General features: G+C 68.7%; 22 protein-coding genes and 1 pseudogene. 13 read left to right on the top strand and 10 right to left on the bottom strand.

Going from position 1 to position 21,723, the window contains the following annotated elements; translation table 11 throughout:
- The first annotated feature begins 16 nt into the window (after positions 1 to 16).
- Together OG470_RS18590 and OG470_RS18585 are read left to right on the top strand one after the other, a co-directional pair.
- The gene (locus tag OG470_RS18590; protein ID WP_328425994.1) at positions 17 to 1,189 is read left to right on the top strand and encodes a DDE-type integrase/transposase/recombinase; all 1,173 of its coding nucleotides are present in this window, start codon (positions 17 to 19) and stop codon (positions 1,187 to 1,189) included.
- Between the two features lie 56 nt (positions 1,190 to 1,245).
- A pseudogene (locus OG470_RS18585) lies at positions 1,246 to 1,452 on the top strand (transposase); the annotation flags it as partial.
- Positions 1,453 to 1,598: 146 nt separating this feature from the next.
- On the opposite strand, the gene OG470_RS18580 reads toward OG470_RS18585, so the two are convergent.
- Together OG470_RS18580 and OG470_RS18575 are read right to left on the bottom strand one after the other, a co-directional pair.
- Positions 1,599 to 2,180, bottom strand: a complete 582-nt coding sequence (locus OG470_RS18580; RefSeq protein WP_328425992.1) for a dihydrofolate reductase family protein — start codon at positions 2,178 to 2,180, stop codon at positions 1,599 to 1,601.
- The gene (locus OG470_RS18575) at positions 2,119 to 2,694 is read right to left on the bottom strand and encodes a Tn3 family transposase (protein ID WP_328425990.1); all 576 of its coding nucleotides are present in this window, start codon (positions 2,692 to 2,694) and stop codon (positions 2,119 to 2,121) included. The genes OG470_RS18580 and OG470_RS18575 overlap by 62 nt, the downstream gene beginning before the upstream one ends.
- Before the next feature lie 346 nt (positions 2,695 to 3,040).
- On the opposite strand from OG470_RS18575, the gene OG470_RS18570 reads away from it, so the two are divergent.
- The 4 genes from OG470_RS18570 to OG470_RS18555 are packed head-to-tail and all read left to right on the top strand — an operon-like array spanning position 3,041 to position 4,652.
- The gene (locus tag OG470_RS18570; RefSeq protein WP_328425988.1) at positions 3,041 to 3,421 is read left to right on the top strand and encodes a hypothetical protein; all 381 of its coding nucleotides are present in this window, start codon (positions 3,041 to 3,043) and stop codon (positions 3,419 to 3,421) included.
- A gap of 24 nt (positions 3,422 to 3,445) precedes the next feature.
- Positions 3,446 to 4,024 carry an AAA family ATPase gene (locus tag OG470_RS18565; protein WP_328425986.1) on the top strand — a complete coding sequence of 193 codons (579 nt, stop codon included), beginning with the start codon at positions 3,446 to 3,448 and terminating at the stop codon, positions 4,022 to 4,024.
- 53 nt (positions 4,025 to 4,077) lie between these two features.
- The gene (locus OG470_RS18560) at positions 4,078 to 4,449 is read left to right on the top strand and encodes a hypothetical protein (RefSeq protein WP_328425984.1); all 372 of its coding nucleotides are present in this window, start codon (positions 4,078 to 4,080) and stop codon (positions 4,447 to 4,449) included.
- 29 nt (positions 4,450 to 4,478) lie between these two features.
- A complete protein-coding gene (locus OG470_RS18555; RefSeq protein ID WP_328425982.1) occupies positions 4,479 to 4,652 on the top strand; it encodes a hypothetical protein in 174 nt (57 codons plus the stop codon).
- On the opposite strand, the gene OG470_RS18550 is transcribed toward OG470_RS18555, so the two are convergent.
- From OG470_RS18550 to OG470_RS18540, 3 genes are all read right to left on the bottom strand, one after another.
- Positions 4,643 to 5,950 carry an ISL3 family transposase gene (locus OG470_RS18550; RefSeq protein WP_328425980.1) on the bottom strand — a complete coding sequence of 436 codons (1,308 nt, stop codon included), beginning with the start codon at positions 5,948 to 5,950 and terminating at the stop codon, positions 4,643 to 4,645. The genes OG470_RS18555 and OG470_RS18550 overlap by 10 nt on opposite strands.
- Positions 5,951 to 6,074: 124 nt before the next feature.
- Positions 6,075 to 6,656 (bottom strand): dihydrofolate reductase family protein, encoded by a 582-nt coding sequence (locus tag OG470_RS18545; protein WP_328426452.1) that lies wholly within the window; start codon positions 6,654 to 6,656, stop codon positions 6,075 to 6,077.
- A gap of 63 nt (positions 6,657 to 6,719) precedes the next feature.
- On the bottom strand, positions 6,720 to 7,610 hold the full coding sequence (locus tag OG470_RS18540; protein ID WP_328425978.1) for a helix-turn-helix domain-containing protein: 891 nt from the start codon (positions 7,608 to 7,610) through the stop codon (positions 6,720 to 6,722).
- Positions 7,611 to 7,687: 77 nt separating this feature from the next.
- Here OG470_RS18540 and OG470_RS18535 point away from each other — a divergent pair, with 77 nt between their 5' ends.
- The gene (locus tag OG470_RS18535; protein WP_328425976.1) at positions 7,688 to 7,975 is read left to right on the top strand and encodes a hypothetical protein; all 288 of its coding nucleotides are present in this window, start codon (positions 7,688 to 7,690) and stop codon (positions 7,973 to 7,975) included.
- 226 nt (positions 7,976 to 8,201) lie between these two features.
- Here OG470_RS18535 and OG470_RS18530 read toward each other — a convergent pair whose 3' ends face one another.
- Positions 8,202 to 9,593: a cation:dicarboxylate symporter family transporter gene (locus tag OG470_RS18530; protein ID WP_328425974.1), complete on the bottom strand. Its 1,392-nt coding sequence runs from the start codon at positions 9,591 to 9,593 to the stop codon at positions 8,202 to 8,204.
- Positions 9,594 to 9,706: 113 nt separating this feature from the next.
- On the opposite strand from OG470_RS18530, the gene OG470_RS18525 reads away from it, so the two are divergent.
- Positions 9,707 to 11,293, top strand: a complete 1,587-nt coding sequence (locus tag OG470_RS18525; protein ID WP_328425972.1) for a sensor histidine kinase — start codon at positions 9,707 to 9,709, stop codon at positions 11,291 to 11,293.
- The gene (locus OG470_RS18520; protein ID WP_328425970.1) at positions 11,290 to 11,985 is read left to right on the top strand and encodes a response regulator; all 696 of its coding nucleotides are present in this window, start codon (positions 11,290 to 11,292) and stop codon (positions 11,983 to 11,985) included. Before OG470_RS18525 ends, OG470_RS18520 begins: the two co-directional genes overlap by 4 nt.
- A gap of 65 nt (positions 11,986 to 12,050) precedes the next feature.
- Here the strand turns inward: OG470_RS18520 and OG470_RS18515 are convergent, their stop codons facing one another.
- Entirely contained in the window at positions 12,051 to 12,365 is a 315-nt protein-coding gene (locus tag OG470_RS18515) for a transcriptional regulator (RefSeq protein ID WP_328425968.1), read from the bottom strand.
- Positions 12,365 to 12,727, bottom strand: coding sequence for a type II toxin-antitoxin system RelE/ParE family toxin (locus tag OG470_RS18510; RefSeq protein ID WP_328426451.1), 363 nt, complete (start codon positions 12,725 to 12,727; stop codon positions 12,365 to 12,367). The genes OG470_RS18515 and OG470_RS18510 overlap by 1 nt, the downstream gene beginning before the upstream one ends.
- Positions 12,728 to 13,111: 384 nt before the next feature.
- On the opposite strand from OG470_RS18510, the gene abc-f reads away from it, so the two are divergent.
- Complete coding sequence (abc-f, locus tag OG470_RS18505) at positions 13,112 to 14,749, top strand: ribosomal protection-like ABC-F family protein (RefSeq protein ID WP_328425966.1); 1,638 nt, start codon at positions 13,112 to 13,114, stop codon at positions 14,747 to 14,749.
- A gap of 23 nt (positions 14,750 to 14,772) precedes the next feature.
- Here the strand turns inward: abc-f and dnaE are convergent, their stop codons facing one another.
- Positions 14,773 to 18,303, bottom strand: a complete 3,531-nt coding sequence (dnaE, locus tag OG470_RS18500) for a DNA polymerase III subunit alpha (RefSeq protein ID WP_328425964.1) — start codon at positions 18,301 to 18,303, stop codon at positions 14,773 to 14,775.
- Positions 18,304 to 18,437: 134 nt separating this feature from the next.
- Between dnaE and OG470_RS18495 the strand changes: the two genes are divergently transcribed.
- Positions 18,438 to 19,058: an L-threonylcarbamoyladenylate synthase gene (locus tag OG470_RS18495; RefSeq protein WP_328425962.1), complete on the top strand. Its 621-nt coding sequence runs from the start codon at positions 18,438 to 18,440 to the stop codon at positions 19,056 to 19,058.
- A gap of 6 nt (positions 19,059 to 19,064) precedes the next feature.
- Here OG470_RS18495 and OG470_RS18490 read toward each other — a convergent pair whose 3' ends face one another.
- Positions 19,065 to 20,240 (bottom strand): low temperature requirement protein A, encoded by a 1,176-nt coding sequence (locus OG470_RS18490; protein WP_328425960.1) that lies wholly within the window; start codon positions 20,238 to 20,240, stop codon positions 19,065 to 19,067.
- Positions 20,241 to 20,365: 125 nt separating this feature from the next.
- Between OG470_RS18490 and OG470_RS18485 the strand changes: the two genes are divergently transcribed.
- Both OG470_RS18485 and OG470_RS18480 read left to right on the top strand, forming a co-directional pair.
- Entirely contained in the window at positions 20,366 to 20,707 is a 342-nt protein-coding gene (locus tag OG470_RS18485) for a PadR family transcriptional regulator (RefSeq protein ID WP_110564981.1), read from the top strand.
- Complete coding sequence (locus OG470_RS18480) at positions 20,704 to 21,657, top strand: permease prefix domain 1-containing protein (RefSeq protein ID WP_328425956.1); 954 nt, start codon at positions 20,704 to 20,706, stop codon at positions 21,655 to 21,657. Before OG470_RS18485 ends, OG470_RS18480 begins: the two co-directional genes overlap by 4 nt.
- The last annotated feature ends 66 nt before the right edge of the window (positions 21,658 to 21,723 follow it).

Here is a 21,723-nt window from a genome sequence, read left to right as displayed (position 1 = left end):
GGCTTGACTGCAAGCCATGGCGATTCGGCGTCAGGTCATGAGCGCGGTGGATGCCCTGCTCACCGCAGGGGTGAAAATCGATAACGTGCAGCAGTGGTGTCGTGACAACGGGGTCAACCCGCGCACGTTCTACCGACACCGGGCGCGGATCAACGCCGAGGGTGCGTGGCGAGCCCGATCGAGCCGGCCGCACCACAGCCCGGGCCAGGCCCCGCCGGAACTGGACGCCTGGATCTGCAAGCTGCGCGCCGAGTTGGGCGTGGACAACGGCGCGGATCACATCCACGACGAACTGGTGCGCATCCACGCCGAGACCAGCCCCGCGTGGTCGGTGCCGTCACGATCCACGATCAACCGGGTGCTGTCGCGCCATGACCTGCTGCACCGCAACCCTGCCAAGAGGCCCCGCTGTTCCTGGCGCCGCTTCGCCTACGCCCAACCCCGCGACTGCTACCAGATCGACGCGACCATGATCACTCTCACCGACGGTCGTCTCGTCGCCGTGTTCGACGTCATCGACGACTGCACCCGCATGCTCGTGACCTGCCACGCCGCCACCGCCGAAACCGCCACCGCCGCGATCGCCGCCATCGGCCACGCCATCACCAACCACGGCGCACCCGCGATCGTCTTGTCCGACAACGGCGCCGCATTCACCAGCCGCCATCGCCACGACAACGCCGGCCCATCACGCTTCGCCCAAACCCTGCACCAACACGGCACCCGACTGATCCACTCCAGCCCCTACCACCCACAGACCTGCGGCAAAGTCGAGCGCCACCACCAGACCCTGAAGAAATGGCTCACCGCGCAACCCCACCAACCCCGCACCCTGGGGCAACTGCAACGACTGCTCGACACCTACCGCGAGCACTACAACCACCGCCGCCACAGCGCCCTACCCGGCCGGGCAACCCCACACCACACCTGGCACACCGCGCCACACCACGGCGGACCCCAAGCCCTACCGATCCAAACCGACGCCACCATCCACCGACCCCGCGTCTCCGACACCGGAACCATCCGCGTCGGCCCCGCCCGCATCGGCATCGGCTGCGCCTGGCGCGGACACCACCTCACCGCCATCCGCGACCACCACCACATCACCGTCTACACCGCGGACGGCCACCCCATCGGCCATGCCACCACCAACGACACCCGCTACGTCCGCCTCACCCCCACCCCATGACACACGTCCCGGGACACACGTTTGACACACCTCCCGGGACATGACAGTTAGCACGGAGCGGAAACTGTCCAACCGAAGCGATCAACGGGCCGCCTGGAGCACCTGCGCGGCTCCGCCCTCGGCTTCCGCAACCTCACCAACTACATCGCCCGATCCCTACTCGAGACAGGCGGATTCAGACCCCGCGACTACACCCTGCATTGGTGAAAAGCCGCTCTTCCTGGGGGTCGGCCAAAGATACGACGGAAACCGGCAACCAGTGATCTTGAGGTGAACTTGCCGCAGGTGAGGTGCTGGGGCGGATCGGCGTCGGCTGCCCGACCAGGGACAGCGATGCGCAAACGCAGCCGGAGGCCCGATCTTGTGTCACCGTTCGCAGTGGACTTCATCGCGTACCCGCTCAGATCGGTCAACGGAGCACCCGATAGCGCAGGTGAAGCACCCGGTTGCTCTGAATCACCACGTCAGGATCCTCCAACAGGTGCTGCGCGTGGACCGACCCGAAGTAGCGCTTGCCGGACCCGAACACGACGGGTACGACGTCCATGCGCACCTCGTCGACCAGGCCCGCGGCAAGCACCTGGCCACCGACGTCGCCGGCGGCGACCTCGACCATGCGGTCACCCGCAAGCTCCTGCGCCTTGGCCACGGCTGCCTCGACGCCGTCGACGAAGTGAAACGGCGCCTCGGGGTCCCAGCCCTCGGGCTTCGGCCGGTGCGTCACGACGACCACGTGGTCGATCCCGCTCGGAGGCTTCCCGTCCCAGCCGTCCGTCATGTCGAAGACGTGGCGGCCGGCGACTGTCGCCCCGATCTGGTCCCAGTACGGCCGGGTGTAGTCGTAGGACGTCTGCGACACCTTTAGCACGCCGCTCTCGTCCAACGGGACGTCACCGCTGGACAACCAGTCGAACAGCGGTCCGGGCTGGTCATTCTCGTCCGCGATGAAGCCGTCCACCGACACCGAGCTGTACATGACCACCTTGCCCACGGGGCTCTCCTTTGCTTTGGGGTGCCCCCAAATTAGCGTGTCGTGAGCTGTCGCTCTTGTAAGAAATCGCGAACACGTACGGCGGGATGTGGAGTTCGTCGGTTGCGTAGGCGCCGAACCGGAGGATGTGGGAGGTCAGGTAGGGCGAGAGCTGGGCCAGATCCTCAGCGGTCACCTGCCACCCCTCGGCAACCATCTTCCGGATGACCTCCATCATGTCGATCGCGGTGTGGAACACGATCAGGTTGCACAGCAGCGAGTTCCATTTGACCGACTTTCCTGCTCGGCCGGGTCGTTCTCGGCGATCACGCCCTGGTTGCCGAACCGGGGTCCAGGCGGAGAACCCGTTGTAGGCCTCGGCCTTGTTGGTGGCCGCGGTCACCCATGCCCGCAGCCCCGAGTCGGCGAGGAACCGCAGCAGCGCCACGGTCCGCATCACGCGCCCGACCTCCCGGAACGCCTTGTAGATCTGGTTTTTGCGGGAGTTCGACGAGAATCGGCGCATCAGCGTCACCGAAGACACTTTGCATTGTGAAAAGCCCGATTGCCTGACCGGGTCAAGGGTTCGGCGGCGAGAGAGCACCGATGCAGCCGAACTCGGATCGTTACGCCACCGGAGCCTTCGATCCACCTACGACGGCCAGGGTTGGTTCATGGGGTCAGAAGCGCACACGACATTGGCGCAGCGTGGCCGGCGGGCGCTCGCGGGCGTCCTGATTCTGCTGTGCTGCCTACTCACGGCCGGATGCTCGCCTGCCCAGATTTCGGTTACTGCCGTTTTCCTTGACGATGGCCACCCGACGGCCCTCTTCCACCCTTGTGGCCGTTCCGACGTTGTTGTGGTTTCGACAGTTGAGAAAATGACCGGGTCCGCGCCGGCCACCGGTCTTCCGCTCGGGTGGAGTGTTGCCGACGCCAAGGGCGACGACCCGGTCACACAGATTCGACTCCTGGAGACTCCGCCCGGCTGGAAACTGCGCATCACCGAGCCGGGCGGCGAGGTGCGCTTCAAGAACGTCGAGCGGGGAGCTCGCCTGCTGACCGCCTTCGCAGAGGATCAGCACTATGGGGTCTGGGCAGACACCGACGGGGCAGAGAGTCGAGATGCCGTGGTTCGGGTCACACTCGGCGACCTGCGCTCGCTCACCGACGGAGAGGTATGGGCAGTACCGGATCCGTTCGGAGAGCCCCTGGCCATGACCCGCGAGGAGTTCCGCCAGTACGCGGCTGCCAGCTGCTGACAGCGCACGTGGCACCATCTGCGGATGTCGACGAAGGAACGGCCTGTAGTGGTTGCGGTTTGCGGGTCCCCGGGAGCCGGAAAGACGACCGTTGCCTCCGCGACAGCGCGCCGCCTCGGTGTGCCGTTTCTGACCCGCGACGAGATCAAGACCGGAATCGGGCTGTCCTCCGCTGCGGTCCAGGACGGCGGCCTTCGCCTCGATCCGGATTTTCACATCGCCGGCGGTCCCTTCAGCCGCCGCGCCGAGGCCGTAATGGTCGACGCAGCCCGGCTGCTCGCGACCGCAGGGGCGAGCTTCGTGGTGGAGTCCTCGGTGTTGTCGCACGGGCTGCTGGATGCGCTGGTCGCCTCTGACGCCCGAGTGCTCGCTGTTCACGTCGTTGCCGACGAGTCGGTCATCGGCGAGCGTCTGCGGGCTCGGGCGGCCGGAGGCGGGGCCGTCGACCAACAGCTCGCGTCTCTGTTTGAGCGAGGCGACATGACGCGGTCGATCTTCGCGCCACCCGACCGAGTCGACGCCGTCATCGATGTCGACTCCTCACACGATCGGGCTCCGGACATCGACACCATCGAGGCGGCAGTCATCGCCCTGCTTTGGTGACCACGTCGTCGTCCGTACCGTTCAGATTCGAGCAACGGCTGTACGGTCGCCAGGTGGAGCGCGCGGAACTGATCTCGCTTCTTGTCGACGACAGGCCGGTGCACGAGGCGTGCCGCAGTGCTCTCGAAGAGGGAAGTCCTTTCCACATCGACGACGACCTTGTCCCTGCGGACAACCTGGCGCGCACGTACCGAAGGCGGCAGGCCCACACCAGGGAGCGGGGAATCCCCACCCGCGGCCTCGTAGCGGCCGTCGAGACGCTTCACGCACTCGGGGAGCAACCGTTGCGGCTCGGCCGCGTCAACCAGTCGGATCCTCCCTACCACTTCCAACTGTTCCTGGCGGTTGACGGCACCTCGGTCCTCGCATGCATCGGCGTGGACCAACAACATCAAGCTCGCCGGCTTCTCGCTGAGAACCTCTAGTACTCCAACGGAACTTGTTAGTGAGAGTCATGAGCTGGTTGCGACGCTCCCGCCCTGCCTACGCGGTCGACGGTGTCGAGCCGCGGCGTAGCAGCGGCGGCTGGGACGTGTTCGACGGCGACGCTCTGGCCGGGCTGCCCGCGGTGACCGAGGCCGCCGCGCGCCTGCCGCAGGACCCCACATTGGAGGCTCATCACAGATGAGGGTGTAGTTGAGGTCTGAAGCCGCCGGTCTCGAGCAGGGATCGGGCGATGTAGTTGGTGAGATTGCGGAAGCCGAGGGCGGAGCCATGCAGGTGCTCGAGCCTGCCGTTGATGGCCTCCGTCGGTCCGTTGGACGTTCCAGGTCGGTCGAAGTAGGCCAGCACGTCGGCCGCGCGCTTCTTCAGCGTTCGACCGAGTGTGATGACCTCGGTGAGGGGCTTCGGCACGCCGTGGCTGATCGAGTCGATGAGCTTGACCATCAGCTCGCGGCCACGACCCCGGTCCTGCTCGCGGTAGGCCTCGATCATCCGCTGGTAGATCCCCCAGGTGGCCTCGACCTCGACATGGGCATCGTCGGCGAACAGGGCGGCGAGCCGGTCGGTCTGCTTGTCGGTGAGCAGGTCGGCGCCGGTGTGCAGGGTCCGGCGGGCGGAGTAGAGCGGGTCATTCTTCATCCCGCGGTGGCCGTGGATGGCCTGCTGGACCCGGCGGCGACACCGGTCGAGGGCGTCGCCGGCCAAGCGGACCACGTGGAAGGGATCCATCACCGCAACCGCGTCGGGGAGTTCCTCGGCGGTGGCGGTCTTGAAGCCGGTGAACCCGTCCATCGCCACCACCTCCACCCCGTCGCGCCACGTCTGATCACGGTCGGCGAGCCAGGACTTGAACGCCTGCTTTGAGCGGCCCTCGACCATGTCCAGCAGCCGAGCGGGTCCGGTGCCGTCACGGATGCCGGTCAGGTCGATGATCACGGTGACGTACTTGTCGCCGCGGCGGGTGTGGCGCCACACGTGCTCGTCGACCCCAATCGCGGCCACGCCGTCGAACCGGGTGGCGTCGTTGATCAGCACCCGCTTGCCTTCGGCCAGGACAGCGTCGTTGGCGGTGTTCCACGCGACCCCGAGTCCCTCGGCGACCCTCGCGACGGTCAGGTGCTGACACACGATCGCCTCGAGTGCCCACCGCAGCCCGCGACGCGACAGCTTCGCTCGCGGCTCAGCCGCGAGGCTGGTGTCCTGGCGCCACACGTGACCGCAAGCGGTACACCGGTAGCGGCGCACGGTCACCACGAGCATCGTCGGCCGCCAGCCCAGCGGCTCGTGGGCCAGCTCCCGGGTCACGGTGTCGCGCGGTACGCCTTCGCAACCACAGCGACGGCACCACGGGTCCGGCTCGACGACCCGGCATGCCAGCACCGCACGGTCGGGCCTGAGTCGTTGGCCGGTGACGGCCAGGCCGAGCTCGTCGAGCCGGCAGAACTTGGTCAGGTCAGGGCAGGCAAAGGTAGCGTCAGACAAGTCGAGGTGTGCCAATCTGGAAGACCACGACTTCCGTCCCGGGGCAGCGATGCACAAACGCAGCCGGACGCCCGATCTCGTGTCACCGTCGCAGCGGTCTTCTTCGCGTACCCACTCAGATCGGTCAACGGCGCACCCGATAGCGCAGGTGAAGCACCCGGTTGCCCTGAACAACTACGTCTGGGCCTTCCAGCAGGTGCTGCGCGTCGACGGAGCCGAAGTAACGCTTACCGGACCCGAGCACGACGGGTGCGACGTCCATGCGTACCTCGTCGACCCAACCTGCCGCGAGCGCCTGGCCGCCGACGTCGCCAGCAGCGAACTCGACAGTGCGGTCACCCGCAAGCTCCCGCGCCTTGGCCACGGCCGCCTCGATGCCGTCGACAAAGTGGAACGGCGCCTGGAGGTCCCAGCCATCGGGCGCACCACGGTGACTCACCACGACCACATGGTCGATCCCACTCGGAGGCGTCCCATCCCAGCCGTCGGTGATGTCGAAGGCGTGACGGCCGGCAATGGTCACCCCGACCTCGTCCCAGTACGGCCGGACGTAGTCGAACGAAGCCTGCGACACCTTCAGAACGCCACTGTCGTCCAACGGCACGTCACCGCTGACCAGCCACTCGAAGATCGGACCGGGATCGTCGTTCTCAGCCGCGATGAAACCATCCACCGAAACCGACGCGTTCATGACCACTTTCCCCATGGATTCCTCCTCTGTTTGGAGTCCCAAGTCTTGTGCGGCGTGAGCTGTCGCTCTTGTACGAAATCAATCGGCTGGGAGCGGCCAGCCGTCCAGGACGTGGTCGGGATGATCGCGCAGGAATCGCCGCCGGACTTCGGCGTACCGGGTCGGCGTGAGCCCGGTGAACTCCCGGAACTCGCGCACGAAGTGGGCCTGGTCGAAGTAGCCCGCGCCAGCGGCAACGTCTCCCCAGTCGATCGGTGCAGCGACGTCGAGCGCCAACACGGTGGAGCTGAAGCGGTAGCTGCGAGCCAGCCGTTTTGGCGTGACACCGACTACGGCCTTGAACCGCTTCGCCAAATACGTGCTGCTGGCGCGGGCCGCCACACCGATGTCGCTGATCGGCACTGTCCCGCCTGTCGCCGCGACGGCGCTGCTCATTTGGCGGACCAGGTCAAGACCGTCGATCACCCGCAGCCGTCGCACCAGTTCCTCCTCGAGCAACATCAGCATTTCGTGCGGTGCGTCCGCCAAGGTCAGTCGGTGTCGCAATTCAGCGATAGCGGGCTGGCCCCAGATCTGCTCCACCGTCGCAGGTCGGTCGCACAACTCGGCCGCGGGCATCGGAAGGAACGGTGCCAGGCCCCACGGCCTGAAGTGGACGCCCACGGACCGGGTCGGGGTTGGGTAGCTGAACTCCCACGCACGCGTGGGCGTGGTAACCGCGCAGCCGTCGGCGTACTCCACGGCGTCTACGTCGGTGCCTGCGCGGATGAGAAACGGCGCCCCGAGGTTGACGATGAGCAATGGCGCGGGCGCCGCCGGCAGCATCAACCGGGAGTACGGCGGGGCGCCCTCCAGGTAGTAGAGGTCGTCGATCAGCCCGTCCAGCGGCGGACCGGGCACCCTGGACACATACTCCACGCCGACATTATCGCCGACGGCCCATCCGGCATCACGCGCCGCCGCCAGCATCGAGCCGGCGCCGATCCCTGACGGGCGCCCCGGCGCATTTCGGTCCCCAACTACACCCCACGTTGTGAAGAGCCACATTGGAGGATCTGCCGGACTATCTGGCGGTCGCCACGAAAGACGGCCGGGAGTGGACCCTCAGCTTCGACGGCGGCATGCTCATCGTCTTCGACCTGTCCCCTCCCGGCACCGACGTCTTCGAGCAGGTGCTGACGGCCGAGCCGTGGACCGAATCGGTCGAACGCGTCGACCGCGAGGTCTTCCTGTTCACCACGACCGGGGCGCTCACCGCCGACGTGGTACTGGCGCACTGCGTCGACGTCTGCGGCGAGGCCTTCCGCAGGCTCGGCGATTCGCCGCCGGCTTAGTACTCCACGCCACTTGATCTTTTGTGTGGTGGAGTGGCCTCCGATGGACGAGTGGTACATCCGTGGCAAGGCCTTCAACCTCGCTCCTCTCGCCACCGCGCAGGCGCAGCAGGGGGAGCCGGCTCAGTATCGACTCGCCGCTCCAGACTCAACCGGCCGCCTGGGCAACCAGGGGCCGCGCCGCCTCTCGGCCGACGCGACCCCCGGGTGGCTCCTAGCCGTGGAATCAGGCCGGCACCCCAACCGGCGTGGCCGGCTCATCGTCGGAGCGCCGCGCCGCCGACTCATCCTCGTCGTCGTGCTCGTCCAGCATCGTGGCCTCGTCGAACGGGTCGTCGCCGCGCAGCACCCCAGCCGCCCGATCCCGATCGAACTCCCCGGTCCAGGTCCCGACCAGCACGGTCGCAACCGCGTTACCGGCGAAGTTCGTCAACGCCCGAGCCTCCGACATGAACCGGTCGATGCCCACGATCAGCCCAACCCCGTCAACCAGGTCCGGCCGGTGCGACTGAAGGCCACCGGCCAGCGTGGCCAGCCCAGCGCCGGTAACCCCGGCAGCGCCCTTGGACGCGATGATCATGAACAGCAGCAGCGACACCTGCTCGCCGATCGACAGCGGCTTGCCCAGCGCGTCGGCGATGAACAGCGACGCCATCGTCAGGTAGATCGCCGTGCCGTCCAGGTTGAACGAGTATCCGGTCGGCACCGTGATGCCCACGACCGGCTTGCTCACCCCGAAGTGCTCCATCTTCGCGATGAGCCGCGGCAGCGCCGACTCCGACGATGAGGTCGACAGGATCAGCAGGAACTCCCGGCCCAGGTAGCGCAGCAGCGAGAAGATCGAGATCCGGGCCACGAACCACAGCAGCGAGCCCAGGAAGACCAGCACGAAGATCAGACAGGTCGCGTAGAAGCCCACCATGATCTGCGCGAGGCTCTTGAGCGCGTCGACACCAGTCGCGCCGACCACGGCGGCCATGGCACCGAACGCGCCGATCGGCGCCAGCCACATGATCATGGCGAGCACCTTGAACACCACCCGCTGGATCACCCCGATGGCGTTCAGCACCGGCTCACCGCGCCGGCCCATGGCCTGGACGGCGAAGCCGACCAGCAGGGCGACCAGCAGCGTCTGGAGCACCTCTCCCTCGGTGAGCGCGGAGAGCAGCGTGGTCGGGATGACCCCGAGCAGGAAGTCCACCGTCCCGCCGGCCTCGTCACCAGCGGCGGCCTTGCCCGCACCGGCGAGGTCCTGCCCCAGATTCAGGCCGGAGCCCGGGTGAATGAGGTTGCCGACCACCAGGCCGATGGCGAGCGCGACGGTCGACATGGTCAGGAAGTAGCCGAGGGCGAGGCCGCCGACCTTGCCGACCTTCGCGGCCTGCCGGACGGAGCCGACGCCCAGCACGATGGTGCAGAAGATGACCGGGCTGATCATCATCTTGATCAGGTTGACGAAGCCGGTGCCGATCGGCTTGAGTTCCTTGCCGAAATCGGGGGCGACGAGGCCGACCACGATGCCGGCCAGCACGGCCACGATGACGGCCAGGTAAAGGTACCGGGTACGGTCCCGGCGGACCGGCGGTGCCGGTGTGGTGGTGGATGCGGTGGTGTCCATGTCGACAATGTGAAGCGCGTCTCACACGTTGACAGCCTTGCGGTCATTCTGTTCACCGCGAAATCACCGGTGACGCCGTCGAACGACACAGGCGCAACGAGGAGGTGGTGGAGGTGGCCCGACGGCAGTGGAGCATCGCAGGGCAACTGTTCGCCCTCCAGGCCGTGGTGGTGACGCTGCTGGTGCTGGCCGGCGCGGCGGGGGCGTTCTGGCTGGCCCGCAGCGACTCCCAGCAGGCCGCACAGGAGGAGGTGCTCGCGGTGGCACAGACCGTGGCCCGCTCTCCCGACGTCCGCGAGGCCCTCACGACCGCCGACCCGGCCGGCACCCTCCAGCCGTACGCCGAGTCGACCCGGCTGGCGACGGGCACCGACTTCGTGGTGGTGATGGCCCCCGACCGGACCCGCTTCTCGCACCCGACCCGGGAGCTGATCGGTCAGCCGTTCGTCGGGGAGATCGAGCCCGCCCTGGCGGGCCACCCATTCACCATCACCAACGTCGGCACGCTCGGCGAGTCGGTGCGCGCGGTCGTTCCGGTGTACGACGACCAGCGGCGGATCGTCGGCCTGGTCTCGGTGGGTATCACCACCCGGGCCATCAACCGGAAGCTGCTCGGTCAACTGCCGGTGCTGCTGGGTGTCGCCGCACCGGCGCTCGCCCTCGCCGCGTCCGGCTCCTGGCTGCTCAGCCGCCGGCTGCGCCGCCAGACGCACGGTCTCGGGCCGGCCCAGATGACCCGGATGTACGAGTACTACGACGCGGTCCTGCACTCGGTGCGGGAGGGCCTCGTCGTGTTGACCACCGACCGCCGGGTGGCACTGATCAACGATGAGGGGCGCCGGCTGCTGGGCCTCGACGGGGACGCGCCCGTGACCGACCAGCCGGTGGCCGGGATCGACCTGCCGCCCGCGGTGGCCGAGCTGCTCACCTCCCGGCGGGACGCCCTCGACGAGCCCATCCTGGCCGGCGACCGGGTGCTGGTGGCCAACCAACGGACCACCCGCTTCGAGGGCGCGGTGCTCGGCACCGTGCTGACCCTGCGCGACCAGACCGAGCTGCGCGCCCTGGCCAGCGAGCTGGACTCGGTCCGCGCGCTGACCGAGGCGTTGCAGGCGCAGACCCACGAGTCGGCCAACCGGCTGCACACCGTGCTGACCCTGGTGGAGCTGGGCCGCGCCGACGAGGCGGTCCGGCTCGGCACCCGGGACCTGGCGCTGGCCCAACAACTGACCGACCGGGTGGTCGGCGCGGTGACCGAGCCGGCGTTGGCCGCGTTGCTGCTCGGCAAGTCGGCGCAGGCCAGCGAGCGCGGGGTGGACCTGGTGATCGAGCCGGACTGCCGCCTCGACGACAGCCCTCTGCCGACCGGCGACCTCCTCACCGTGGTCGGCAACCTGGTCGACAACGCCCTCGAAGCGGTGGCCGGTACGCCAGCCCCCCGCCGGGTACGCGTCTTCGTCGGCGCGGTCGACGACGAGCTGGTGGTACGGGTCGCCGACAGCGGCCCAGGGCTGGCCCCGGACCGGGTGGCGGACGCGTTCCGGCGCGGCTGGTCCACCAAGAGCACCGGCCGGGGCCTCGGCCTGGCGCTGGTCGGGCAGGTGGTCCGCCGGCACGGGGGCCGGGCCGAGGTGGGCCGCTCGGACGACGGCGGCAGCCTGTTCACCGTCCGACTGCCGGTCGTCGGGGCCCGCCGATGACCGACATTCGGGTGCTGGTCGTCGAGGACGAGCCGCTGCTCGCGGAGGCGCACGCGGCGTACACCGAGCGGGTTCCCGGTTTTGTGGTGGTCGGGGTGGCGCACACCGCGCGGGCGGCGATGGCGGCGCTGCGCGCCAACGACGGCGGCGACGTCGACCTGGTGCTGCTCGACTTCCGGCTGCCCGACCTGCACGGCCTGGACGTCTGCCGGGCGCTGCGCGCGGCGGGCAGCAGCGTCGACGTGCTCGCGGTGACCTCGGCCCGGGACCTCGCGGTGGTGCGCACGGCGGTCTCTCTTGGAGTGACCCACTACCTGCTCAAGCCGTTCACCTTCGCCGCGTTTCGCGACAAGCTGGAGCGGTACGCCGACTACCGCGCCCAGGCGCTCGCCGACGGTGAGGTGGCCGCGCAGCACGAGGTGGACCGGATGTTCGCCACCCTGCGCGGCACGGCCGGGCACAGCCTGCCCAAGGGGCTGGACGCGCAGACCCTGAACCGGGTGCGCGCCGCCCTCACCGACGGAACCCGCGCGGACGTGGGGCTGTCGGCGACCGAGGTGAGCGCGCGGACCGGCATCTCCCGGGTGACCGCCCGCCGCTACCTGGAGTACCTGGTGACCGTCGACCGGGCGGCGCGCCGGCCCCGCTACGGCACGCCTGGTCGACCGGAGGTCGAGTACCGGCCTCGGTGAACGGCCCAGGCGGACAATCGGGCTGGCCAGCGCTGGTCGCCGGTATTAGCAGTGGACCTTCGTGTTCAGGCAATCTGGCGGAGGTCGTCGCCATAGTCGAAGATGATCCGCATCCGGGCGCCGAGTGCTCGTGCGTAACGGCTCAGCGTCGCGACCTCGTTGGCCTCCAGATCGCCGTTTTCAATCTGGCTGACTCGGCCGGGCGTGACACCCATCAGCTCGGCCACCTGCCGCTGCGTCAGCCCCAGCCGCTTCCGCTCTTCGGCAAGGTGGAACGCGCTGATCCAAGCTTCGGTGCGGGCACGTTCTGCGTCGAGCGCTTCATCGTCTCCGTCGTGCAGCTCAGCCCGGATGTCGTCCCAGTCATGGAAGCCGCTCATCAGCCCTCCCTCCGTTTCCTCTCGAAGGCAAGCCAGCCCTCGTACGCGATTTCAGCGACCGGAATCGCTTTCTCGTACCATCGATTCCAGTCCCCTGCCTTGTTGCCGGCCACCAACAGCACTGCCTGGGACCAGGGATCGAAGACGAACAGCAGTCGAACAGCGACGTCCCGTCCGGACCTCGGTCGTAGTTCCTTGAGGTTGCTGATGCTCGAACCTCTGAGGGTGTCGACCAGGGGACGCCCGAGGCCCGGCCCGGTCTCCGCGAGCATGTCGATCGCTACGTTGACCGGCCGGTACGTCGCCGGGTCAGCCTGCCGCAGAGACCGCAACCAGTCCCGGACATCCGTTGTCGTCCTGATCGCCCAGCGACGTGGCGGCTCATGAGACGTAGGAAAACTATAGCCTTACCTATACACGATGTCCCAGCGGAGCCGGGTCTGTTGCCCAGGGCTGCGGTCGACGAGCCGCCATAGCTTGACCGCTCGCCACAAGATCGAAGCGGGCCGCCCTATTGCCGTGGCGGGGGGAAGACCCGTTGCTAGACTCGGCGGAGTTGGGTGTCAAGTTGACGAGGGAGACCAGACATGGCGGGTGACGACGACATCTCCGGGTGATACCGGATGTCTCAGGCCACCGTTCGGCGCGCGTCAGCGCAGCCGCCGTGGCCATGCCGTCGTTCCACCGGTCCCCGTTTCGTCTCGGGCAGCTCCGGCGCGCCCACCCCACCCTTTGAGGTCACTCGCATGTCCGATGCGTTCATCGTCTGCTCGAACCTGTCCTTCTCCTGGCCGGACGACACTCCGGTCTTCTCGGAGCTGTCCTTCACCGTCCCCGGCGGCCGCACCGGCCTGGTCGCGCCCAACGGCGCCGGCAAGAGCACGCTGCTGCGGTTGATCGCCGGAGAGCTGCGCCCCAGCAGCGGCAGCGTCACCGTCGACGGTGTGCTCGGCTACCTCCCGCAGACCCTGCCCCTGGCCGGCGACCTGACCGTGGCCGAGGTGCTGGGCGTCGCCGAGCGGATCGCGGCGCTGCACGCCATCGAGGCCGGCGACGCCAGCGAGGAGCACTTCGCCACGATCGGCGACGACTGGGACATCGAGGAGCGCACCCGCGCCGAGCTGGACCGGCTCGGCCTGGGTGAGCTGTCGCTCGACCGACGTCTGCACACCCTCAGCGGCGGCCAGGTGGTCTCCCTCGGCCTGGCCGCACAACTGCTCCGGCGCCCCGACGTGCTGCTGCTCGACGAGCCCACCAACAACCTGGACCTGGAGGCCCGGCACAAGCTCTACGACGTGCTGTCGGAATGGACCGGCTGCCTGCTGCTGGTCAGCCACGACCGGGAACTGCTGGACCGGATGGATCGCATCGCCGAGCTGGACCGTGGCGAGATCCGCTGGTACGGCGGCAACTTCACCGCGTACACGGAGGCGGTGCGGGCGGCACGGGAGGTGGCCGAGAGCAACATCCGCAACGCGGAGCAGGAGGTCAAGCGGGAGAAGCGGGAGATGCAGCAGGCCCGCGAGCGCGCCGACCGGCGAGCCAGCAACGCCAGCCGCAACCTGAAGAACGCCGGCCTGCCGAAGATCTTCGCCGGCACCATGAAGCGCGGCGCGCAGGAATCCGCCGGGCGGTCCCAGGAAACGCACTCCAACCGGGTCGGCCAGGCCCAGGCGCGGCTCGACGAGGCCGGCCGGGCGCTGCGCGAGGAGGACCGGATCGTCGTGGACCTGCCGGACACCACCGTCCCGGCCGGCCGCACGGTCTTCTCCGGGCTCGGCATGCGGGTCCGCTTCGACGACCGGGAGCTGTTCGCCGGCGACGGCGCCGACCTGGTGATCCGGGGGCCGGAACGGATCGCGCTCACCGGTCCCAACGGCGCCGGCAAGTCGACGCTGCTGCGCCTGCTCGACGGCGACCTTGAACCGGAGGACGGCGAGATCCGGCGGGCCGACGGCCGGATCGCGTACCTGTCGCAGCGGCTGGACCTGCTGGACCTCGATCGCACGGTGGCGGAGAACTTCGCCGCGTACGCGCCGAGCCTGCCGGACGCGAAGCGGATGAACCTGCTCGCCCGGTTCCTGTTCCGGGGCGCCCGGGTGAACCTGCCGGTCGGGGTGCTCTCCGGCGGCGAGCGGCTACGCGCCACCCTCGCCTGCGTGCTCTGCGCCGAGCCGGCACCGCAACTGCTGCTGCTCGACGAGCCGACCAACAACCTGGACCTGGTCAGCGTCGCGCAACTGGAGAGCGCGCTGACGGCGTACCAGGGCGCGTTCGTGGTGGTCAGCCACGACGAACGGTTCCTCGCCGAGATCGGCGTGCAGCGCTGGCTGCGGCTGGCCGACGGCCAGCTGCGGGAGATCGCGGCCCTCGACCGGGGCTGAGCCCGGCGGCGTCCGCGGCCCGGTCAGCTCACGTTGGCCGGGCCGAGGACGCTCTTCAGGTCCCCCATCAGCGCGGTGGTGGCCGCCACCCGGAACGGACCCAGCCGCAGGGTGGTGGTGCGCCCGCCGTTGAGCAGCTTGATGTGCACCTCGGTGTCGCCGGGGTGCAGCACCAGGGTTTCCTTGAGCTTCTCCACCAGCGGTGGCGTGCAGCGGTGCACCGGGATGGTGAGGGTGACCGGCTTGTTGGTGGCACTGGTGCTGACGTCCGGCATGGACATGTCCATCGCCATGATCCGCGGGGTGTCGTCGCGGCGGTCCACCCGCCCCTTGACCACGACGATGGCGTCCTCGGCGATGTACTGCCCGATCACCTCGTACGTGTTGGGGAAGAACAGCGTCTCCACCCCGCCGGCCAGGTCCTCCAGCGTGGCCGAGGCCCAGGCCCGGCCCTGCTTGGTGACCCGGCGCTGCACCCCGGACAGGATGCCGGCGAGGGTGACCACCGCCCCGTCGGGCACCGCGCCGTCCTCTGCGAGGGAGGCGATGGTGGTGTCGGCCGCCGCGCCGAGGATGTGCTCCAGGCCGAACAGCGGGTGGTCGGAGACGTACAGGCCGAGCATCTCGCGCTCGAAGGCCAGCTTGTCCCGCTTGTCCCACTCGCTGTCGCCGATGGTGGGCATCACCGTCGTGCTGCCGGTGTCGGTATCGCCGAAGCCGGCGCCGAAGAGGTCGTACTGGCCGACCGCCTCCTTGCGCTTGACGTCGGCGTACGCGTCGATGGCGTCGGCGTGCACCGCGAGCAGGCCCTTGCGCGGGTGCTCCAGCGAGTCGAAGGCGCCCGCTTTGATCAGCGATTCGATCGTCTTCTTGTTGCAGACCACCGCGTCCACCTTGGACAGGAAGTCGTAGAAGTCGGCGTAGTCGCCCTTCTCCTCCCGGCAGCGCATGATCGACGCGACCACGTTGGCGCCGACGTTGCGCACGGCGGCCAGGCCGAAGCGGATGTCCTTGCCGACCGGGGTGAACGGCCCGGCCGAGGTGTTCACGTCCGGTGGCAGCACCTGGATGCGCATCCGGCGACACTCGGACAGATAGAGCGCCATCTTGTCCTTGTCGTCGCCGACGCTGGTCAGCAGCCCCGCCATGTACTCGGCCGGGTAGTGCGCCTTCAGGTACGCGGTCCAGTAGGAGACCAGCCCGTACGCGGCGGAGTGCGCCTTGTTGAAGGCGTACCCGGCGAACGGCACCAGGACGTCCCAGACCGCCTGGATCGCCTCGTCGGAGTAGCCGCGCTCGCGGCAGCCGTCCCGGAACGGGATGAACTCCTTGTCGAGGATCTCCTTCTTCTTCTTACCCATCGCCCGGCGCAGCAGGTCGGCCTGACCGAGGGTGTAGCCGGCGAGGATCTGCGCCGCGCGCTGGACCTGCTCCTGGTAGACGATCAGGCCGTGGGTGGGCGACAGGATCTCCCGCAGCGGCTCCTCCAGCTCCGGGTGGATCGGCGTGATCTCCTGGAGGCCGTTCTTGCGCAGCGCGTAGTTGGTGTGCGAGTCGACGCCCATCGGGCCCGGCCGGTACAGCGCCAGGACGGCGGAGATGTCCTCGAAGTTGTCCGGCTTCATCAACCGCAGCAGCGAGCGCATCGGCCCACCGTCGAGCTGGAACACGCCGAGGGTGTCACCGCGGGCCAGCAGCTCGTAGGCGGCCTTGTCGTCCAACGGCAGGGCCAGCAGGTCGAGCTGCTTGCCGTGGTTGAGCTTGATGTTCTTGACGGCGTCATCGATGATCGTCAGGTTTCGCAGGCCGAGGAAGTCCATCTTCAACAGCCCGAGCGACTCGCAGGTCGGGTAGTCGAACTGCGTGATGATCGCCCCGTCGGCGTCGCGGCGCGTCAACGGGATGTGCTCGATGATCGGCTCGGCGGACATGATGACACCGGCCGCGTGCACACCGGTCTGCCGGATCAGCCCCTCGATGCCCTTCGCGGTGTCGATCACCTTGCGCACGTCCGGGTCGGACTCGTACAGGCCGCGGATCTCGCCGGCCTCGGCGTAGCGGGCGTGCTTCGGGTCGAAGATGCCGGTGAGCGGGATGTCCTTGCCCATCACGGCTGGCGGCATCGCCTTGGTGATCCGGTCGCCGACCGCGTACGGGAACCCGAGCACCCGGGCCGAGTCCTTGATCGCGGCCTTCGCCTTGATCGTGCCGAAGGTGGCGATCTGGGCGACCTTGTCCTCGCCCCACTTGTCGGTGACGTACTTGATCACCTCGCCGCGCCGACGCTCGTCGAAGTCGATGTCGACATCCGGCATCGAGACCCGCTCGGGGTTGAGGAACCGCTCGAAGATCAGGCCGTGCAGGATCGGGTCGAGGTCGGTGATGCCCAGCGCGTACGCGACGAGGGAGCCGGCGGCCGAACCACGGCCCGGCCCCACCGCGATGCCCTGGTTCTTCGCCCACTGGATGAAGTCGGCGACCACGAGGAAGTACGACGGGAAGCCCATCTGGTTGATGACGCCCAACTCGTACTCGGCCTGGACGACGTGCCCCTCCGGGATGCCGCCCGGGTAGCGGCGGGCCAGGCCGGCGAAGGTCTCCTTGCGGAACCAGGACTCCTCGGTCTCCCCTTCCGGGACCGGGAAGCGCGGCATCAGGTTGTGGAACTCGAACATCCCGGTCGGGTCGACCTTCTCGGCGACCAGCAGGGTGTTGCGGCAGCCCTGCTGCCACAGCTCCGAGGAGTCGACCCCGCGCATCTGCTCGGCGCTCTTGATGAAGTAGCCGCCGCCCTCGAACCGGAACCTGTTCGGGTCGTCGATGTTGCTGCCGGTCTGCACGCAGAGCAGCACGTCGTGCGCGGTGGCCTGCGCCTCGTGGGTGTAGTGCGAGTCGTTGGTGACCACCGGCGGGATGTCGAGCTTGCGGGCGATCTCGGTGAGACCCTCGCGGACCCGGCTCTCGATGGAGAGGCCGTGGTCCATGATCTCCAGGAAGTAGTTGTCCTTGCCGAAGATGTCCTGGTAGCTCGCGGCGACCTTGAGCGCCTCGTCGAACTGACCCAGCCGCAGCCGGGTCTGCACCGCGCCGGAGGGGCAGCCGGTGGTGGCCATGATGCCCTCGGCGTGCTCGGCGATCAGCTCCATGTCCATCCGGGGCCACTTGACGTAGTGCCCCTCCATGGACGCGCGCGAGTTGAGGGTGAAGAGGTTCTTCAGGCCCTGCGCGTTCTTCGCCCACATGGTCTTGTGGGTGATCGCGCCGTTACCGGAGATGTCATCGCTCTTCTGCTCCGGCCGGCCCCACTTGACCCGCGCCTTGTGGTAGCGCGACTCCGGTGCCACGTACGCCTCGACGCCCAGGATCGGGGTGATCCCGGCGGCCATCGCCTGGTTGTAGAAGTCGTTCGCGCCGTGCATGTTGCCGTGGTCGGTGATCGCCACCGCCGACATGCCGAGCCGGTTGGCCTCGGTGAACAGGTCCTTGAGCCGGGCCGCTCCGTCGAGCATCGAGTACTCGGTGTGCACGTGCAGATGCGCGAACGAATCGGCCATGCGTGGCGCCCCCCGGCGGTGTGGATCTTGATGGTCGGAACCGACCGGGACCTACCCTACCGAGGTGATCTCGGCGGCTCCACCGTCCGCGCCGAGGGTGGCCCTCGTCTCCTCGCAGCGCCTAGTCTCGGAGGATGGCGAGGTACTACGACGTGCACCCGGAGAACCCGCAACCCCGGGTCATCCGCCAGGTGGCCGACCTGATCCGCGACGGCGGGCTGGTCGCCTACCCGACCGACTCCTGCTACGCGCTCGGCACCCAACTGGGCAACCGCGAAGGGCTGGACCGGATCCGCGAGATCCGCCACCTCGACGATCGGCACCACTTCACCCTGGTCTGCAGCGACTTCGCGCAGCTCGGCCAGTTCGTCCAGATCAGCAACTCGGTCTTCCGCCTCGTGAAGGCGTCCACCCCGGGCAGTTACACCTTCATCCTGCCGGCCACCCGCGAGGTCCCGCGCCGGATGTTGCACCCCCGCAAGCGCACGGTCGGTGTCCGTGTACCCCGGCACACCGTCACCCAGGCGCTGCTGGCCGAGTTGGGCGAGCCGCTGGTGTCGAGCACCCTGGCCCTGCCCGGCGAGGAGGAGCCGATGACCCAGGGATGGGAGATCAAGGAACGGCTCGACCACCTTCTCGACGCGGTGCTCGACGCCGGCGACTGCGGCAAGGACCCGACGACGGTGGTCGACCTGTCGGGCCCTGAGCCGGAGATTCTGCGCCAGGGTGCGGGCGACCCGTCGCGCTTCGAGTAGCGCCGCTCAGGTCGTCGCCGGCGCCTGGGCCGGATGCCGCCGGGCTCTCAGGAGTTCGCCGACGGCGACGCCCAGCAGCACGAGGCCGGCGGCAACGCTCACCGCCAGACCGGACAGGTGCACGGCGAGCGGCCCGAGGGCGATCGCCGCGACGAGACCGACGACGTGGGACAGCGGCACGCGCTGGTAGACCTCGTGCTCCAACACCGCCCGGCCGCAGAGGAAGAGCCCGGCGCCGCCCAGGATGAGCGCGGTCATGGGGGTGCCCGGCTGCTCCCCCGGCCACGCGATGACGCGTTCGACGCCGGCGGCTGTGCCGACCACCCCGGCCACCATCAACCAGTGGGCGTACGGATTGGTCTGCACCAGCCGGCCTCGGTGAGGTGACGACTCGATGGCGGCGCGGAGCGTCGCGCCCGCCCCTCGTGCGTAACTCCACCACAGCACCACGGCCGTCAGGACCGCCGTGCCGAAGGCGCCGATCCGGCCCGCGGTGAACGGCTGGTGGCTCAGGCTGAGGACGCTCACCAGGATGAGTTCGCCCAGGGTGAGGATGTAGATCTGCTGGTACCGCTCGGCGAGGTGCTCGGGCGCCACCTGGTACTGCGGCAGGGGTGGCCGGCCGGGGATGGGGAAGCGGAACCCGAACGCGATGTAGTCGACGGCCAGCGCGGCCAGCCACACGACCAGCCGCCACCCGGGGTCGGACACCAGGCCGCCGACCACCCAGAGGGTCCCCGAGCCGAGGCTCCAGACCAGGGCGCGCACGGAACGCTCCTGCTCCGACCGGCCGCGCAGGGACCGGATGAGCGTCAGCCCGCGGCCCAGGTTGATCGCGGCCCAGGTCCCGCCGAAGATCAGCCCGTGGTCGCCGAACGCGGCCGGCAGCGCGGCCGACATCAGCATGAGGCCGAACATGACGGCCAGGATCAGGTACGGGATCGGTCGCTTCCGCGGACTGTAGGTGTCGGTGATCAACGTGGTGGTCACCCATACCGCCCAGAGCGTCGACAGGACGAGTAGGCCCTGGCTGATGCCGGTCCAGGTCTGGTCGGCGGCCATTTTCGCCGACGTCAACGCCAGGCCGGCGACGACGGCGAGGTCGAAGAACAGCTCCAGCAGATCCGCCCGCTGCGAGCCGCTCGGGATGCGGGTCAACGGCAGACGTGGCTCCTTCGTCACCGGCTCTCCGCCATGGGGACAGCTTCACATCCAGGGCCGGACCGCCAGCCACCTTCGCCGGACCCGAGCGGACACGATGTTATCGGTCTGGACAACACTGTGTGCCACACAGTATGGTGTGACACATGGTTAGCGAGGACGTTCTGAGGACGCACCTACAGGAGTTGCGTCGAGGCACCGTCGTGGTAGCCAGCCTGGTCGCGCTGCGCCGACCGGACTACGGCTACGCACTGCTGCAACGGCTCACCGACCACGGCTTCCCGGTGGACGCCAACACGCTCTACCCGCTGCTGCGCCGCCTGGAGGACCAGGGCCTGCTGACCAGCGAGTGGAACACCGAGGAAAGCCGGCCGCGCAAGTTCTACCGGACCAGCGACGAGGGCGAGTCGATGCTGAGCCGGCTCCTCGACGACCTCGCCGCCGTACAAACCTCTATCACCGGCCTGATCCAAGGAGTGGACCGATGAACACCCTGACCGACCGCTATCTCGCCGCCACCCTGCGCTCGGTGCCCACCCAGCGCCGGGACGAGATCGCCACCGAGCTGCGCGCCTCGATCGAGGACATGATCGAGGACCGGACCGGCGGCGGCCAGGACACCACCACCGCCGAGCGGGAGGTGCTCACCGAGCTGGGCAACCCGGACCTGCTGGCCGCCCGGTACACCGACCGCCGGCTGCAGCTCATCGGCCCGACCTACTACCTCGTCTGGCTGCGGCTGCTGAAGGTGCTGCTCAGCCTCGTCCCGGCGATCGTCGGCACGGTGGTCGCGATCATCGACGTGGCGGACGGCAAGGGCTTCGGGGCCATCGGCTCCGGCATCGGCACCGCCATCGAGGTGGCCGTGCAGATCGCCTTCTGGCTCACCCTGACCTTCGCCCTCATCGAGCGCTTCCAACCCGTCTCCGGCCTGCCCGACTGGACCGTCGACCAGCTGCCCGACGTCCCCGCGCACCGGGACATCTCCCTCGCCGACACCATCGCCTCGGTGGCCATGCTGGCGCTGGCCATCGGCTACCTGCCCTTCCAGCACTACCAGTCCTGGGTGCACGAGACCGACGGCAACAACATCCCGATCCTCGACCCGGCGCTGTGGTCGTTCTGGCTGCCGGCGCTGATCGCGGTGCTGCTGGCCACCATGCTGTTCGAGATCGTCAAGTACCGGATCGGGCGCTGGACCTGGACCCTGTTCGGGGTGAAGGCCCTGCTCAACCTGGCGTTCACGGTGCCGGTGGTGTGGTTGGCGCTCTCCGACCGGCTGCTCAACCCGGCCCTGGGCGATCGGCTGAGCTGGCTGGCGGAAGGGGACAACCGGAACACCCTCGGAGCTGCCATCGCGGTGGGCGCGGCCGTGGTGCTGGTCTGGGACCTGATCGACACCGCCACCAAGAGCCGCCGCCAGGTAGCGAGAGCGTGAGCAGCAGCCGACCAGGCGGCCCGGCGCGGACCCCGCGCCGGGCCGCCGCCCGTCCACCGGACCAGG

Source organism: Micromonospora sp. NBC_00389 (assembly GCF_036059255.1).
Classification (GTDB): domain Bacteria; phylum Actinomycetota; class Actinomycetes; order Mycobacteriales; family Micromonosporaceae; genus Micromonospora.
Note: the sequence above shows the minus strand (reverse complement) of the source record. Positions and strands in the feature narration are given on the sequence as shown.